Genomic DNA, 15,065 nt, shown 5'->3' on the forward strand with positions numbered 1-15,065 from the left:
TTCACGGTGAGGAAGCGGTTTGACTTTGTCGATTCCAAGCCGCGTCATTGCGGCCGGAGAACTGCTCCAGCACATCAGCCGAGTCGAATACGCCGCCACACCGCTCTATTTTGGTACAAGCTCCGCAAATCGATACGACGATCCGACCGGTGACTATGGGGTTTTGTACTTGGGCTTCGACCTTCCGACAGTATTGATGGAGTCGGTCTTCCATCAGCACCAATGGCACCGGAGCCGTCCGCGTACCATTACGCTAAGCGAGATTCGTGGACGCATTGTGCGTGCTGTCGGCGTAGTCGAGCGACTGAACTTGGCTGACCTGACCGCGCCAGGCGTGATGGCGCGGGAATTCGGCCTCAATCTCGGCCAACTGGCGAGCCGACGTTACATCCACACACAGCGTACTTCTCGGCAGATTCACAAAGCGCTCGACTACAGCGGCATCCCAGCCTTCGACGGTCTGCTTTATCCCTCGCGGAATAATTTCCCAGCGACATGCATTGCTCTCTTCTGCCGGGCACGAGCGAAAGTCGTGGTGGTTGACGATCTCCCGCTGGCGCAACATGTCGACTGGCCCGCTTTCGTAAATAAGTATCGCATTGACGTGGCCAAAGTCCGAAGCCGTTGACCGCACAGAGGGTCCGAAGTGTTTCCCTGGCGCCTGAGTCGATCCTCAAATCGAAGGTAGCGGAAACACTAACGGGTTTCCCTATACTCTTCGAAAGGTCGAGACTCACCAGCCTACTAGGGAACAGTTATATAGCAATCCTAAATAACAAACGATGAATCGCTTTATGTCAAACCTAGCCGCTCGGATCGAACGCGTACGCCGCATGGTCGAGCCTACGATCGATAATAAGACGCCGTCCGATGCGCAGGTGTCGCGGCGTCAGACGGTCTGCTCTGAAAACGGGTTGATCACGGTCAGCCGCTCGAAGATGACCTGACCATGGTGCATGTCCTCGCTGTAGAGCACCTTGCAATCTGCGAGCAATGCAAAAGCAATGATGCACGAATCGAAGAACCTAAATCCGTAGTGCGCTGCAATCCGGCGCGCCTCTTTATGAACGTCGAGCGTCAGGGGCACGACTTCGCAAAGCACTTCGACGTCGTCTAGGATGCGCTCGATCTCAGGCCACGATAGGCCCATCTTCCGGCTCATCACAAGCGTGACCTCGTTCATGACCTGGGTACTGATGACTGGCTTGGAATTTCCGGCAGCCATCAGTGCTTCAGCCCTGTTAGCCTTCGCGACGTCGCCAGAAAACAGATAGACGATGACGTTGCTGTCGACGGCGAAGCGAGTCGGTGCGGCCTGCGTCATTAGCGGCTATCCCGGTCGCCGAGTGATTCCCGGTCGAATTTGAAATCCGACGGCAAACGTCCCCGATACTGGCGCAGGCGCTCGATACGCTCGGTGACTGTGGGCTTTTTGCTGACCGAGAACGCGCCGGAACGGTCAGCGTAGATCTCGATGTCGTCGCCCTCTTTCAGCTCAAGCGCGTCGACGACGCTTGCAGGCAGTCGCACGGCAAGGCTGTTACCCCATTTCGCAACCTGCATGGTGGCCTCCTTGGATACACATCCGTTGAATTGTATATCCACGCCGACTTTCTCTCAAGTCCATTTCATCGTCAATTCCGGGTTTTCCCGCGAACCGCTTAGGCAACGTAACGAACCATGACCGACCTCCCCTGCTTCCCCGTGCGCGTCTTGCGGATCGCCGGACTGGCGCGAACCGCTGATTGGCATCGTGCATTTGGCCATGCCGTTCGAGCGTGCGCGCCTTTTGAACCCCTGGCGCTTGAACGTGTGCGGTTGTCTCGTTGACGGTCACGGAGAAAGAATATTGCCGTGACGCTCAGACAGGCGACGCTGACTTTTCGCATCCAGGCGTGGCCCGCGATCTTGCACATTGTCACGGTGCCCCTGTGGTTGCTGCACCGGCGCAGATGGCCGCTACGACTGGACCTCCGCCCTATGGATGTAGGCCCAAAGCTTCCTCAAGGGGCTGCTTAAGGGCCGAGCCCGGCCAGACGTAAGCCGGCAGGCGAGGACGAAACGGATCAGCCGGGTCGGACAGCAGACGACTGTGAGCAGTCTTTGCGCTGCATTAGAGCAAAGTCCGCTCCGTGACGAGGGGCCGCCGTTCACCTCCGGACGAGAATATCCGGTCCTAGACGCCGGCTCTGATTTCCTCCATCCATCGACGGTTCGCTTTCCGCATTTTGGTCGTGGCCGGGTTCAATGGCCTGACGCCCGGCACCATCGCCGCAGTTTGCCGTGCCCAACGCGACGCTCTCCTTTCACTTGAAGGAGCTGATGCACGCGGGACTCGTCACGCAGGAGCGGGATGGGCGCGGCCTGATCTATCGGGCGGCCTTCGAACAGATGAACGCAGCCCTCGGTTTTCTTACCGAAAACTGCTGTCAGGCCTGCCTGGTTCCCGGCGCAGACTCTTGCAGAGCCATGAAGCGGTTTCAGGTCCACATCCATGTTGACGACGTCGGGGCCAGTGTCGCGTTCTGTTCGAAGCTGTTCGGCGCTGAGCCTGCGCGTGCCGAGCCGGAACACGTTAAGTGGATGCTGGAAGATCCACGCGTGAACTTGCGATTTCGACGCGCGGCTCGCAGACCGGTGTCGATCATCTGGGTTTCGAGGTGGACGACGCAGCCGAGCTGGACGAACTAGCGCAGAATGCGCAGGATGGGCGACACGACGCTGCTCAACCAGGGCGAACGACCTGCTGCTACGCGCGCAGCGACAAGCTGTCAACGTCGGCCGTAATTTCCCCCGAAGTGTCGAAGTAAAACTCCCCACCTGTGTTTTGTGGTGATCAGCCGTTGACGTGATCAGGTGAGCTCCTTCGGGGGCGGCCGGGGCGCCGCCGCGGCGGTTCGGCAGGTGCCGGATTTAGGGAGGAGGTTCGGTTGCGAAGATGTTCAGGCAACAGATCGGCGTGTTCGCGCAGGCGATATGAGGAGCCCTCGATCTGCACGACGATCGCGTGGTGCAGCAGCCGGTCGAGCAACGCCGCGGCGACGACGCTATCGCCGAACGCATCACCCCACTCGCCGAAGCTGCGGTTGGACGTCATAGGATGATCGCGCAGCGTTCGTAGCAGGCATTGACGAGCTGGAAGAGCAGATTGCCGCCGTTGGAGCCGATCGGCAGGTACCCGATCTCGTCGACGATGAGCAGGCTGTTGCGCCGAGGAAGCGCACGCGTTGCGCCAGATTGCCTTCGCGCTCGGCCTTGGCCATCGAGTTGACGATTTCCGCCAGCGAGCCGAAGTACACGCTTTTGCCGGCGCGCACTGCTTTGAACCGCCCCGGCTTTGTCGGAGACCGCCGAGTTTGGCGCTACGCCGCGCGAGCGGAGCGCACCAGATTCCGATTCTAGGCTTCCTCTGCTTCCGCAGGCGATACGTACCCGAGCGGGCCGAGCAACCGATGGTGGTTATACCAGTGAACCCATTCGAGCGTGGCGAGCTCGACGTCTTGGAGCGTCCGCCATGAACGCCGATGTACGACTTCGGCCTTATACAAGCCGTTGATCGTTTCGGCCAGAGCATTGTCGTAGGAGTCGCCGACAGTTCCGACTGATGGTTCAACGCCAACGTCCACCAAACGTTCGGTGTACCGAATGCTGACGTATTACGCAAGTCACGAGTTCCAGCGCAAGCTGACCGCCTACGGTATGCGCTGCTCGATGAGTCGCAAAGGAAATTGTTGGGACACTCAGTCTAAGATCGCCCCTGAACGTCGGACCGATTTGACCCGTGCTGGGATTGGCCGAGCTGCCTTGGTGTTGACCTGTCGATCGGGTTCCGGCGTTCCCCGTGCGTTGCCGGGCCCAGCGTCTGTGACCTGATAGGAGCTTTGTTCTGCACCGTGAGTGTCATGTCCTGCGAATGGGGTTGGCGATGCGTCCACTACAAAGGAAGCTCGCATGAACGACCAATCGATAAGAAGCGAAGTCATTCTAGGTGTCGATACGCATCTGGATGCACATGTCGGCGCGGTGATCAGTGAAGCAGGAAAGCTTCTCGGGACGCTGTCCGTGCCCGCCGACGCAGCCGGATATCTGAAACTATTGATCTGGGCCAATTCATTCGGCTGTCTGCTGCGCGCCGGCGTTGAGGGAACGGGTACGTACGGCGCTGGCTTGACCCGCGTATTGCGGGACCACGAGATTGATGTGCTGGAAGTGAATCGCCCAGACCGGAGCACGCGCCGACTCCGGGGTAAGTCCGATCCTACTGATGCAGAGAATGCCGCGCGATCGGTCATCTCCGGCAGCGCAACAGCGATTCCAAAAGCACAGTCCGGAGCAGCTGAAGCGATGCGCGCGGTCTCTGTTGCCAGACGCGGTGCCGTGAAGGCGAAGACGCAGGCCATCAATCAATTGCGGGCATTGCTGGTCAGCGCGCCCCAGGAAATTCGCGAGCGCCTGTGGAAAGGAAAGCCGGCAGAATGCGTAGACGGTCGCGCACGTGTTCGTTCGTTGGGATCGACACCGCTGCTGCAAACGCTAACAACGACGTTGCGTTTGCTGGCCAAACGCTGGCTCATGTTGGCCGAAGAGCTCAGGACGCTTGACGCGACACTTGATCGGCTGACCAGCGAGCACGCCAGCCGCCTTCGTGAGAGATTCGGTGTTGGTCCACAGACCGCGGCAGTGCTCGTCGCCGTAGCGGGCGACAATCCCGAACGTCTGAAAAATGAAGCTGCGCTGGCAGCGCTTTGTGGAGCGAGCCCGCTGCAGGCGTCGTCTGTAGAAACGGTCCGGCATCGCTTGAACCGAGGTGGCGACCGGTCCGCAAACAATGCCTTGGGGACCATCGCGATGGTGCGGATGAGAAGCGATCCCCGGACTCGTGCTTACGTCGAGCGCCGGACCAAAGAAGGCATGTCAAACAAGGAAATTCATCGATGCCTGAAGCGCTATATCGTGAGGGAACTGTACCCGCTCATCCTCGCTGATCTGACCGATTCGACGCGGGTCACTTGACATAGGAGCGTCAATGCCCCGACGGAAAGCTTCTTCAACAGCTTGAAGAACGAACGGGTTCACGCCACGCGCTACCGAACGCATCAGGACGCGAAGGCCGATCTGTTCGAATATATTGCAGTATTTTACAACCGCAATCGTCGTCATTAGTCGCTCGGCTTTGTTTCTCCGGAGCAGTTCCTTCGGAATTGGACCAAAGCTCAGCAGACCAAGGATGCGGCTGCATAACCCGGGACCGTTGGAAGGCAAAAACCGAGGGAAGCTCAGACATTCTCGACTATAACCAACGACAACACTGGATGGCCCGTATTGGTTACAGCATTGCTCGTTGAGCATTCGGCATTTTCCGTCGGACACTCGCAAAAGAAATATGGTTCATCGAGTTTTTCCGGGGAACGCGACGCGGATCTTGAGGAAGACGTATTCTCGTCGCGGTACCCGGAAAAGCTCGATTAACCAATTTTTTCGTTTCACCGGGCCTGCGCGGGTGGCCGCCGTCATTGAGAACGCAAGTTTTTGGGGCCGGCCTGCTTCCCGCGCGTCGACTCAAGTGCTGCTGCAAAGTGACGTTAACCGTTATTTCAGCACTGGCTAAAACGATGCCTTTTTCAGCCGATTCCCCGCCGGATACACGCCTCGCGTCTCGCCTCATCGGCGATGGTCCGCAAGGCTCGGAGCCGTCCGCCATCGAATGGCTGCTCTATGACGACCAAGTGATGCGCGAGTGCTTTCGCCACGCCGCAGCAATCCTGAAATGCGTGACGGGCGCTTCAATCATCGCCATCACGTTGCTCGACAGGAATCTTCAACACTACTTCGCCGCAGGGGGCGTGATGATGTCACCGATGCCCCGCGGGCGCTCACTGTGTGACCACGCGGTGCAGGGCGATAAGTTGTTTGTGACCGAAGATGCACGCTCCGACACGGCGCTCCAGAAATGTGCGCTGGTGCATGGCGCTCCGTTTATACGCTTCTACGCGGCCATCGCAATTCGGGCGCCGGGGGGCGAAGCCGTGGGCGTGTTGTGTGCGATGGACTCGTCCCCAAGACAGTTGGACCCCGACGCGCGCGACGTATTCCACCATTTGCGCGCATTGATCGAAAATGACCTGCGCTTACGCACGGCCGCCGCGCTCGACCCGCTCACGCGACTTTTCAACCGACGTTTCATGCGGGAATACGTGCGGCGTCAATGGCAGGACGCGGGCGCAGGGGAGCACATTGGCCTGGTCGTGATCGATGTCGACTGGTTCAAGCACTTCAACGATACATACGGGCATCCTGCGGGTGACGGCTGCTTGCGCGAGGTGTCGTCCGTGTTGCAGATGATTGCTGACGAGCACCAAATGATTGCGGGCCCCATCGGAGGTGAGGAGTTCGCCTTGCTCGTTACAGCAACGGAGCCGCATCGCTCGAACAAACGCTCGAACGCTTACGCGTGGGGATCGAGCGTCTATCGATTGCCCATAGTAAGTGGCGGTTTGGAGTTGTCACGGTGAGCGTGGGCGCCGCGACGATGTCCAAAGGCGAACATGCTCACGCCGGTCACCACGAATTGTTCGCCGCCGCCGACCGGGCCCTGTATCGGGCAAAAAACGGCGGACGGAATCGAGTTGTTGTCACAACCGCGCAGTCCGGACCAGCCAGCTGACGCAGATGCGAGTCGGCTCGCTTCCATAGCTCCATAGGCGAGGATCAACGCACCGATGCACGATTCTATAATCAAGGCACAGCTTTCCCCGCTTGCTCCGCAGGTCAGTAGGTGCTCGCGAGCACGCTTGGCGTCGCGCTCGGCGATTCAACCGCGATGACCGCGTCGATGCTCGGCCTCGGCGTGTTCTACGTTCTCAATGTATACACCAAACCCGCTTGCCTTACAGACCCGCCTCCACAATAAAAAGGCGACTGCTCCTGCGGCAACGACAGGGTCGACAAAACACCGTTGATTTTCACGCAAAAATGGAACGCGAGCCCGGACGCATCTGCGGAGGCGTGCGCTTCGCTAAGCGAAACGCTAACGTCCTTGGCTCCAGCGTTCATAGTCCCGGACGTCTTCCCGTGCAAAGCGATTGAGTAATTAGTGCAGTCCTCCCTGACGCGCTGGCTAGGCTTTCTAGTTGCACGCCCTGAAAGGCAGCCTCCGCCTCGCGAGTTTCGACTGGTGCGGCTGAAGATCCGCAGTGTGTTCAAACAGATACGTTGGTCCACGTTCTTCCGATTTCTCGCGATGCGCCGGTCGTCGTCAGTGCGGACGTGTCCTGCTGACAGCGACGGCCGCAATTGGATCTTCACATCGCGATGACTAGGACCAACGCAAACACCCCCGAAAACGCGCAATGCGGCCACGAAGCCGAGAATTACCAGACGCTCGACCGCCCGTCGTGTTCGCTAGCGAATCCCAAGCCTGTCGCCGTTGGCCCCGGGGGTCTGGCCTTCGAAGATTTCAATGGCGCCCCCTTGCTGCTAAAAGTCCGACGTGGCGTTCTTTGCGCGCGCGGATGTTGGGAGAACCTCCAGTCTGTTGTCTTCCGAAGCTGGTGGGCACAGTCGAAACGAAAGTAGAGCAAGCATCGCTGAAGCGATCAGCCGATAAACAGTTGACGCGACGTCGCAACTTCGCCAGAATGATAATTCATCAAACAGTGAAATTTCGGATACCGGGTGCGAGTTTTTTTCTAACCGGCGATGCGTCTGGAAAAAAACCTTTGTTCGTCCGTATGTAGTGGCACTGGCAAAACATCGGAACCGATTCATGATTCTCTATCATCGCGGTGTGGCAATGAAGCCGTCCGCCACACGAATGGGAAGTGGCTTCGCCGCGACGGCCTCGTTCATAGAAGAGGACGACCACGAAACATCGTTAGGGACGCTTGGCATCTTCGCAAGCAGAGACGGAGCCCTGAACTTCGCGATTCGTTGCGCGACCGCTTTCATCGACGGCGATGACATGCCAGTTCCTCCCTTCAACATCACATCTCGATGAAGCACTAAGCCGTTCGGAGGCCTCGATTCGGAGGTCGCGCGCAGTCCGCTTGGCGTGGCCTCGCCCCTGCGGTGCTCCTGCGGGCTGAATCGCAACTGAGAGGGGGCAAGGTAGTTAGCCCAGCATCTTCAATGCTGTAACCAAGACCGCGCGTTTATATTTCTTTCGATGCTCGACCAACGACGAAAATGCGGCGAGCACATGGCCGTACGAGACCGTCTTGCTGATGGCGTTGACGAGCATAAAAAACGATAGATTGGCGTTCGAGACACTCACTTCACCCGCATTTTCCCCGTCCATTAAGAGTGGTACTAGCACGTCATGGTACGGGCGGACCAGTTCTTCGATCAGCTTGTCCGAGCACTCCCCCTCCTCGGTGGCAGCAGTAGAAAAGAACATTCCTATGTCAGGCTGCGCGAAAACCTGGTCAACCAAGAGCGCGACTGCGCGTTCCACGCGTGCTGTGGCGCCAATCGGCAGGGTTCGTAGCGCGGCGGTGGCTTCAATTAGGGGAAGAGCCTGTTCGGCGATTTGCTGAACGACGGCGGTCCAGAGCGAACCCTTCGAGCCGAAATGATGCGCGATGAGAGCGGGGTCCACACCACAATCGCGCGCGATCTCGCGTACGCTCGTCGCTTCGAACCCTCGCCGTGCAAATGTCTGACGCGCGACGCGCAGAATGAGATCCGGTCCCACTGAAGCGTTATTGGCAGGACGTCCACGCGTCCGCTTCGTTGGCGGCTTCTTACGCGAAGTTCTCGCGCCTTCCGACTTTACAAGGGCTGCCTTCATTGGCGACGTTGAACAGGTAACGTTGATCGATGGAGCACGATTTTAGCTGAACTGCGCCGGCAGACCGGTATTTGACAGAGGAGGCCATCGACGGTAGCATTCTCAATTCATCACATGCTGAATTGAGCACACGCCTATGAAAAAGCCGGTACGCATTTTGATCGTCGGGGGTGGCATCGGCGGACTACTACTGGCGACGAAGCTCGGGCGCCGGTTTCGTCAAAGCGCCGATGCCAGCGTCACGCTAGTGGACAGCAGTGCCACACATATCTGGAAGCCGATGCTGCACACAATTGCGGCCGGCACGCGAGACGTTCACCAGCAGCAAGTCAGCTATGTGGCTCACGCAAAAGACCATGGCTATGCTTACTACCCCGGCGCGATGTGCGGCCTTGACCGCAGGAAAAAGCGCATCATCCTGGAAGAGCTTCGCACACCCGACGGGGAGCTTGTGCTCAGCTCACGCACGCTCGATTATGATGTACTCGTGCTTGCGCTCGGGAGCCGCGCGAACGACTTTGGAACGCCAGGTGCTCAGGCGCATTGCCATTTTATCGACACGCAGAAACAAGCTGAGCGCTTCAATGAAATATTGCGCGCTCGCTTATTCCGCAGCGTGGCGAGAAACGAAACGTTTCGCGTTGCCATTGTTGGCGGGGGTGCGACTGGGGTCGAACTCGCCGCGGAACTGAGCCGACTTCTTGAGGTGGCGTCGGGCTACGGCGATCCCACGATCCGTAAGCGGCTCGAACTGACGCTCATCGAGAGTGGCGCACGTGTACTTTCATCGTTTCCGTCCAAGATCTCGGTATCGAGCGAGGAGCTTCTCAAGAAGATGGGATTCCGGGTGCTTACATCGACGCGTGTTAGCGGGGTGGAAAAGCGCGGCTTCTGTTATGGAGACGGAGAACGCGTCCCCGCCGACCTGATGGTCTGGGCGGCCGGCGTGAAAGCGCCCGATTTCCTGCACGAGATCAGCGGTCTTGAAACCACTCGGTCGAACCAACTAGTGGTGCGTCCTACCTTACAGACGACCCGTGACGATCATATCTTCGCGCTCGGCGATTGCTCTAGCCTCAAATCAAGAGATGCCGACCGGCCACTTGCTCCGACGGCACAGGTCGCGACGCAACAGGCCGAATATCTGGCGAGGGCTTTACCAACGTGGCTCGTAGGAAAGCCCGTCTCCGAATTTTCCTATCACAATCTTGGGGCACTGGTGTCGCTTGCGAACTACGATGCGTTCGGAACGCTCGGGCAATTCGGCTTTTTCAAGGGCGGGTTCATCCATGGCCGTCTGGCGCAACTCAGTCACGCCGAGCTATATCGACGTCACCAGCGAGCGGTGCACGGCGTCGGAAAGGCGGCTCTGTTATGGGGCGCCGAGCAATTGAACCGCTTGGCCCAACCGAAAATTCGGCTAGCCTGAAACTGTCGAACGGACGCGGGAGACAACATGTTTCGCAAAAGTGAAAGAATATGGATGCGCACACTAGCGCTGCTCGCCGATAGTCACCCCGGTCAAACATTGAGTGCATACTCTCTTGTCCCGAGATCCTCCCACGGTTCGAGGGTTTCCAGCTGTGCGGTCGGAGCGCCGATCGTTCGATTGATTGATCGTCCGAGCTCGACTTCATTGACGGTCTCTTGGCGCGACGCCTTGACCGGCCATTACGGCGACCAACTCTGGCGTGCCAAGAAAGCCGCAACGCGCGGTATCTGCGCGTTGACTGGCCGTCAAATAGAGCGCGGCGACGCGGTCTATTCGCCGGCGAGAGGCAAGCATCCCCCGAGGAACTGCAATGCGATGATCTGCGCCGATTGCGTGGAGGTATTCACGGTTTGGCGCTAAGTCATGCCGCTCGATTCTGCCGTCGAGTTCGCGCGTTCAAGCGCTCCCGAACGCCATGCTGCATGATGCTCGTCGAAGGAATCGTTACCGCTGGGCGCGACGACCCTGTCACTAATCTCACCTTTGCCCACAAAGTGGAATCATGAACCGCATAGGAAATGTAGGAGACTTCGGATCTTGGCTGTAATTGGAGATTTGAAGTATGGAAAACGAAAGCAAGGCAAGGAAGCCCACCGGGACGCGATATTCGGATGAGGTCCGTGAGCGAGCGGTGCGAATGGTGTTCGAGCACCAACACGAGTATCAAACGCAGGGGGCGGCGATCCGCTCGATCGCCTCGAAGATGGGGATGTCGCGCGAGACGCTTCGCAACTGGATTATTCAGGCTGAGCGCGACCGTGGCCAACCAGCTGGCGCAACAACTTCGGAGTTGGCGCGTCTGAAAGAATTGGAGCGCGAGAATCGTGAACTGCGCACGGCCAACGAGATTCTGCGGAAGGCCTCCGCATATTTCGCGCAGGCGGAGCTCGACCGCCGATCGAAGCCATGATCGCGTTCATCGACGAGCATCGCGGCGTCTACGTTATCGAGCCGATCTGCCGCCTGCTGCCGATCGCGCCGTCGACGTATTACCGGCACGCCGGGCGACGCAGCGATCCGGAGCAATGGTCAGCACGAGCGCGTCGCGATATCGAACTGATGCCCGTCATCCGGGCGGTCTGGGACGAGAACTTCGGCGTGTATGGAGTGCGCAAGGTTTGGCGCCAGTTGTTGCGCGATGGCGTGAAGGTCGCGCGCTGCACGGTTGCGCGCCTGATGAAGGTGATGGGCCTCGAAGGAGTGCGGCGTGGCCGCCGGATCTAGACGACGCAGCGCGACGATGCGGTGCCGTGCCCGCTGGACCGGGTCAAACGTCAGTTCCGGGCCGAGTGACCTAACGCGCTGTGGGTCGCGGATTTTAGCTGTTGTACGCCCAGCCAGCATAGCCCGCCCATACGGGGTGAAGCTGCTTGAGCATGTTTGGAATGCGCTACCTGGAGAAGTTGATGTGGCCGTACCAGGAACGTGCCCTTGTTCTGATGCGAGAGGGAGTGAGCCGAAGCGGCGGTGACTTGCCGACACTGGCAAGGTGACGTAGTCCATGGGAAACGGGGCTTGCGGCGAAGCGGTTACGCCAAGATGAGCCTCTAGGCTGAGCATGGGACGGTTGAGGAAAACGAACCTGTTAAACCGCATCTGAGGGTTGAAAAGTCACCCCTGCCTACACCGCTTAACAGGCAGGACGCGAATTGCCGTCGACACATACGTATGGTGCGACGGCACGAAAGGCGGTGGAGCGGTATGCCACTTAGCTCGGAATCACGGGGAGCGCGCAGCTAGACCGTGGTGTTCGCGGCGACTTGCGGCAAGCAAGGATAAAGACTGCGACAGGCAACCTCGCTCATGCGTTGAGTCCAGCATGTGAACTGGGGAAGGTCTGCACGGATGCCAAGGGAGTGTGCCCCCGATGACGTGCAGACTGGCGGAGCCTCCGTAGTAGTCCGAGGTCGGGAAAGCCGGCTACATGGCGAAGGAAGGCAGTTGAAGTGGTTTGCTTGGTTGATTAACTGACCATAGTGAGGTGAAAACCTTTGATAATCAGTGAAATGCAATGCAAACTGGCGACATGGTCGACGGAGAATAAGAACGCAAGTTTGATCGTATGCGATCCACGAACGACGCCCCTCAGAGTAAGGTGGCGGAGCGCGTGAGGTGTGGTAGTGACGCGGGTCAGCGGAGGTCGGCCGGCATTTTCCAGGGAAGCAACGCGTCGTAGTCGTCGACGGTCTTCGCCAGTGGCAGGCGCTGGAACAGCCAGGTGAGGTACCGGTAAGGATCGATGTTGTTTGCTTTGCAGGTCTCGACGAGCGTATAGAGATTGGCGCTCGCGTTCGCGCCTTCGACGGTGTCCGAGAACAGCCATCCGCGGCGCCCCACGCAGAACGGTCGAATCGCATTCTCACAGGTATTGTTGCTGATGGGCCAACTACCGTTCTCGATGTAGCGGATCAGCTTCGGCCACTGCATGCGCAGATAGGTCAGTCCTTTGCCGAGCAAGCTTTTCGGTACGACGCCGGGCGATTGCTCGAGCATCAGCGCGTGGATGGCGTCGAGTACGCGCGCGCTGTATCGTCGTCGTAACCGCTGTCGTCGCTGTGCGGTCCACGCCGCACCGCGCGCCTCGACCGCGAACAGCTTGCCGATCAGTTTGATGAAACGCGTCGCCAGCAGATCGGGCGTTCGGGCAGCCTTTGGTACGCTGTCCTCTGCTTTGACGAAGTACCGTCTCAGGTGAACCCAGCATCCAAGGTGCACGAGCTGGTGACGCCGGGCGATGTCGTTGTAGGGCTCGTAGCCGTCGGTCATCATGACCGCGCCCTCGCGGATCCCGGCGAACAGCTTGTCGGCCAGCCTGGTGCCGCGCCCCGGTGTATAAGTGAAGCATCGGATGGGCATGCCCGAATCGGTCATCTGCGCCCAGAGGTAACTCTTCGTTTGCGCTCGACGGCCCTTTTCCTTCAGCACCTGGAGTGTCGTCTCGTCGCAGTAGATCAGCTCGGCATCGAGCAACGCATCGCGCATCAGGTTGATCACGGGTTGCGTCGCGAGACCCACACGGACCATACTCGCAGCAATCGTGTTCGACGAGATGTCGCCGCCGAAGCGACGTAGCAGACCGGCCTGGCGATACAGTGGCATCGCGAACTGATACTTGCCGGCGACGATCCGTGCAAGCGCCGATTCGCTCAACAGCCCGCGAGGGATGATGCGAGGCGGCGCCGGCGTCACCTTGATGCCGAGATCGCAGCACGGACATGCATATTTGACGCGCTGGTGCTGGATCACGCGAAGCTGCTCCGGAATCACGTCGAGCTGCTCGCTGATCTCCACGCCGAACTCGACGAGCGCGTGACCATCGTTCATGCAGAAGCGTTCAGCCTCAGGCAGCTCGCGCCGCACCACGTCGCGCGGCAGGTTGGGATCGAGCGGCTTGCGACGGCCCCGCTTCTTGCGCGTATGTGCGCCGACCGTCGATTCTGGCGTATCTTCCTGAGCAGGTGAGCTGCTCGCGCCGAGCACCTCGGCTTCGTTGAACAGGCTGGGTTGATCCGAATCTCGTGCCTCGCTCTTTGCGCCGAACAACTCGTGACGGTAGGCCCGGAGTCGTTCCTCGGCGAGATCGCGTTCCGCTGTCACAAGCCGCAGGGCGCCGCGTAATGCCTCCTGTTCTTCTCGCAACGCACGAGCGGCATCGCGTTCGGCGAGCAGCTCTTTCAGTTCGTCGGCGGTGATCGTGACGTTGACCGGCATGCTGGGTTAGACCAGCACACCGTCTGCCTGTTCAGCTCACACGCAGATATTCCTGCTTCGGATGTCGTCGAATCGTAGTGATGTCATCTCCATCGAGCAGTGCGTGCAGCACGTTGGTCTTCATCGTCACGACCTCAGCCTTGTTGTCGGGCCAGATGAAACGGCTGGCCTCCAATCGTTTCATCATCAGCCAGAAACCGCTACCATCCCAGCCAAGGATCTTGATCCTGTCGCGACGCCGGTTTCCGAAGATGTAAAGCGACGAGTCCATTGGATTCAGGCGCATCGACTGTTCAACGAGAATCGACAGGCTGTTCATGCCGTACCGGAAGTCGACAGCATCGCGGTGCAGATACACCTTCAGATTGTCGTCGAACCGGAACACGGCATCCTCCCAAGGATCTGAACCAGGGTTGTCAGTTCATCAATGGTCGCGATGGCTTTGCCCAGTTCGAGTTCGACCCGTTCGAGAGATGTACATGTAGCGTGAGCGTCATCGGCGGTGGCGGCGGTGTGGACGCAGGCGGTAGCGCAACGACAGGTACGAACGCAGGTGGCGGTGCCGCGGCAACGACGGGTTGCTGAAAACTCGGAGGATCGAGCGCCAGGCTGTCAGTCGCATCACCCGAATGCGGCAAGTCGTCGCCGTTATCCTGCGGCGTCGGCGAGACGCCTTTCTCGCGCTCCATCAGGTATTTCGTGATCCACTTGCGCAGCAGGTTGGCGTTGATCCCGTGCTCCTGCGCCATGCGGGCCACCGAGATGCCGGGGCGTAACGCCGCCTCGATCAATGCCCGTTTGCCGTTTTCATCGTAGCGGCGACGGCCATCGCTGCTTTGCCGAACTACTCTCAGCTCTGAGTCTCTGTCAGCCATAGGTGTCCACCTCACAATGTGAACTGACCCCCGAAGGTTGCACCTATCTTTGGGGAATGTCTTGGGAAAATATACAGAACAAGCGAAGCTCGCTGCAGTCAAGGATTATTGCGCTGGCCATCACGGGCTCAAGGTCGTCGCGCGACGTCATGGCATCAACGTAGAATCGCTGCGTAGATGGGCAGCGCTTTACCGCGTA

Annotated in this window: 14 protein-coding genes, 6 pseudogenes and 1 other annotated feature; of the genes and pseudogenes, 12 read left to right on the top strand and 8 right to left on the bottom strand. The window is 59.0% G+C overall.

What is annotated here, in order from left to right; translation table 11 throughout:
* The first annotated feature begins 19 nt into the window (after positions 1-19).
* Positions 20-628: an RES family NAD+ phosphorylase gene (locus QCE79_RS37790; protein ID WP_309853879.1), complete on the top strand. Its 609-nt coding sequence runs from the start codon at positions 20-22 to the stop codon at positions 626-628.
* A gap of 261 nt (positions 629-889) precedes the next feature.
* Here the strand turns inward: QCE79_RS37790 and QCE79_RS37795 are convergent, their stop codons facing one another.
* Together QCE79_RS37795 and QCE79_RS37800 are read right to left on the bottom strand one after the other, a co-directional pair.
* Positions 890-1,324, bottom strand: coding sequence for a PIN domain-containing protein (locus QCE79_RS37795; protein ID WP_309853883.1), 435 nt, complete (start codon positions 1,322-1,324; stop codon positions 890-892).
* Positions 1,324-1,563 (bottom strand): AbrB/MazE/SpoVT family DNA-binding domain-containing protein, encoded by a 240-nt coding sequence (locus tag QCE79_RS37800; protein ID WP_309853886.1) that lies wholly within the window; start codon positions 1,561-1,563, stop codon positions 1,324-1,326. Before QCE79_RS37800 ends, QCE79_RS37795 begins: the two co-directional genes overlap by 1 nt.
* Before the next feature lie 626 nt (positions 1,564-2,189).
* Here QCE79_RS37800 and QCE79_RS37805 point away from each other — a divergent pair.
* Both QCE79_RS37805 and QCE79_RS37810 read left to right on the top strand, forming a co-directional pair.
* Positions 2,190-2,466, top strand: a pseudogene (locus tag QCE79_RS37805) (ArsR/SmtB family transcription factor); the annotation flags it as partial.
* A 3-nt stretch (positions 2,467-2,469) separates the two neighbouring features.
* Positions 2,470-2,768 (top strand): annotated as a pseudogene (locus QCE79_RS37810) (glyoxalase/bleomycin resistance/dioxygenase family protein); the annotation flags it as partial.
* Positions 2,769-2,836: 68 nt separating this feature from the next.
* Here the strand turns inward: QCE79_RS37810 and QCE79_RS37815 are convergent.
* Positions 2,837-3,323, bottom strand: a pseudogene (locus QCE79_RS37815) (ATP-binding protein); the annotation flags it as partial.
* Between the two features lie 75 nt (positions 3,324-3,398).
* A pseudogene (locus QCE79_RS37820) lies at positions 3,399-3,656 on the bottom strand (integrase core domain-containing protein); the annotation flags it as partial.
* Between the two features lie 295 nt (positions 3,657-3,951).
* On the opposite strand from QCE79_RS37820, the gene QCE79_RS37825 reads away from it, so the two are divergent.
* The 5 genes and pseudogenes from QCE79_RS37825 (at position 3,952) to QCE79_RS37845 (ending at position 7,996) form a co-directional block, all read left to right on the top strand.
* Entirely contained in the window at positions 3,952-5,013 is a 1,062-nt protein-coding gene (locus QCE79_RS37825; protein WP_309853889.1) for an IS110 family transposase, read from the top strand.
* A 12-nt stretch (positions 5,014-5,025) separates the two neighbouring features.
* A pseudogene (locus tag QCE79_RS37830) lies at positions 5,026-5,241 on the top strand (IS3 family transposase); the annotation flags it as partial.
* A gap of 371 nt (positions 5,242-5,612) precedes the next feature.
* Positions 5,613-6,512, top strand: coding sequence for a sensor domain-containing diguanylate cyclase (locus tag QCE79_RS37835; RefSeq protein WP_309853892.1), 900 nt, complete (start codon positions 5,613-5,615; stop codon positions 6,510-6,512).
* Positions 6,452-6,664 carry a diguanylate cyclase domain-containing protein gene (locus QCE79_RS37840; RefSeq protein WP_309853895.1) on the top strand — a complete coding sequence of 71 codons (213 nt, stop codon included), beginning with the start codon at positions 6,452-6,454 and terminating at the stop codon, positions 6,662-6,664. The genes QCE79_RS37835 and QCE79_RS37840 overlap by 61 nt, the downstream gene beginning before the upstream one ends.
* Positions 6,665-7,765: 1,101 nt before the next feature.
* A complete protein-coding gene (locus tag QCE79_RS37845; RefSeq protein ID WP_309853899.1) occupies positions 7,766-7,996 on the top strand; it encodes a hypothetical protein in 231 nt (76 codons plus the stop codon).
* Positions 7,997-8,110: 114 nt separating this feature from the next.
* Here QCE79_RS37845 and QCE79_RS37850 read toward each other — a convergent pair whose 3' ends face one another.
* Complete coding sequence (locus tag QCE79_RS37850) at positions 8,111-8,788, bottom strand: helix-turn-helix domain-containing protein (RefSeq protein WP_309853902.1); 678 nt, start codon at positions 8,786-8,788, stop codon at positions 8,111-8,113.
* Between the two features lie 136 nt (positions 8,789-8,924).
* On the opposite strand from QCE79_RS37850, the gene QCE79_RS37855 reads away from it, so the two are divergent.
* From QCE79_RS37855 to QCE79_RS37865, 3 genes and pseudogenes are all read left to right on the top strand, one after another.
* Entirely contained in the window at positions 8,925-10,217 is a 1,293-nt protein-coding gene (locus QCE79_RS37855; RefSeq protein ID WP_309853905.1) for an NAD(P)/FAD-dependent oxidoreductase, read from the top strand.
* Positions 10,218-10,271: 54 nt separating this feature from the next.
* Positions 10,272-10,640 (top strand): DUF3331 domain-containing protein, encoded by a 369-nt coding sequence (locus QCE79_RS37860; RefSeq protein ID WP_309853915.1) that lies wholly within the window; start codon positions 10,272-10,274, stop codon positions 10,638-10,640.
* A 202-nt stretch (positions 10,641-10,842) separates the two neighbouring features.
* Positions 10,843-11,570: pseudogene (locus QCE79_RS37865) on the top strand (IS3 family transposase); the annotation flags it as partial.
* Positions 11,145-11,258, top strand: a sequence feature (AL1L pseudoknot). (Overlaps the previous pseudogene by 114 nt.)
* Before the next feature lie 840 nt (positions 11,571-12,410).
* Here the strand turns inward: QCE79_RS37865 and tnpC are convergent.
* Genes tnpC through QCE79_RS37880 form a run of 3 tightly spaced genes read right to left on the bottom strand, consistent with a single transcriptional unit; the run spans position 12,411 to position 14,866 of the window.
* The gene (gene tnpC, locus QCE79_RS37870; protein ID WP_309853908.1) at positions 12,411-13,991 is read right to left on the bottom strand and encodes an IS66 family transposase; all 1,581 of its coding nucleotides are present in this window, start codon (positions 13,989-13,991) and stop codon (positions 12,411-12,413) included.
* A 31-nt stretch (positions 13,992-14,022) separates the two neighbouring features.
* Positions 14,023-14,376 carry an IS66 family insertion sequence element accessory protein TnpB gene (gene tnpB, locus QCE79_RS37875; RefSeq protein ID WP_309853912.1) on the bottom strand — a complete coding sequence of 118 codons (354 nt, stop codon included), beginning with the start codon at positions 14,374-14,376 and terminating at the stop codon, positions 14,023-14,025.
* A gap of 31 nt (positions 14,377-14,407) precedes the next feature.
* Positions 14,408-14,866, bottom strand: a complete 459-nt coding sequence (locus QCE79_RS37880; RefSeq protein WP_404989509.1) for a transposase — start codon at positions 14,864-14,866, stop codon at positions 14,408-14,410.
* Between the two features lie 61 nt (positions 14,867-14,927).
* Between QCE79_RS37880 and QCE79_RS37885 the strand changes: the two genes are divergently transcribed.
* The coding region (locus QCE79_RS37885) for a transposase (RefSeq protein ID WP_309851648.1) at positions 14,928-15,065 on the top strand (138 nt) is incomplete at its 3' end.

The sequence above is a fragment of the Caballeronia sp. LZ003 genome (genome assembly GCF_031451465.1).
In the GTDB taxonomy this organism is placed as follows: domain Bacteria; phylum Pseudomonadota; class Gammaproteobacteria; order Burkholderiales; family Burkholderiaceae; genus Caballeronia.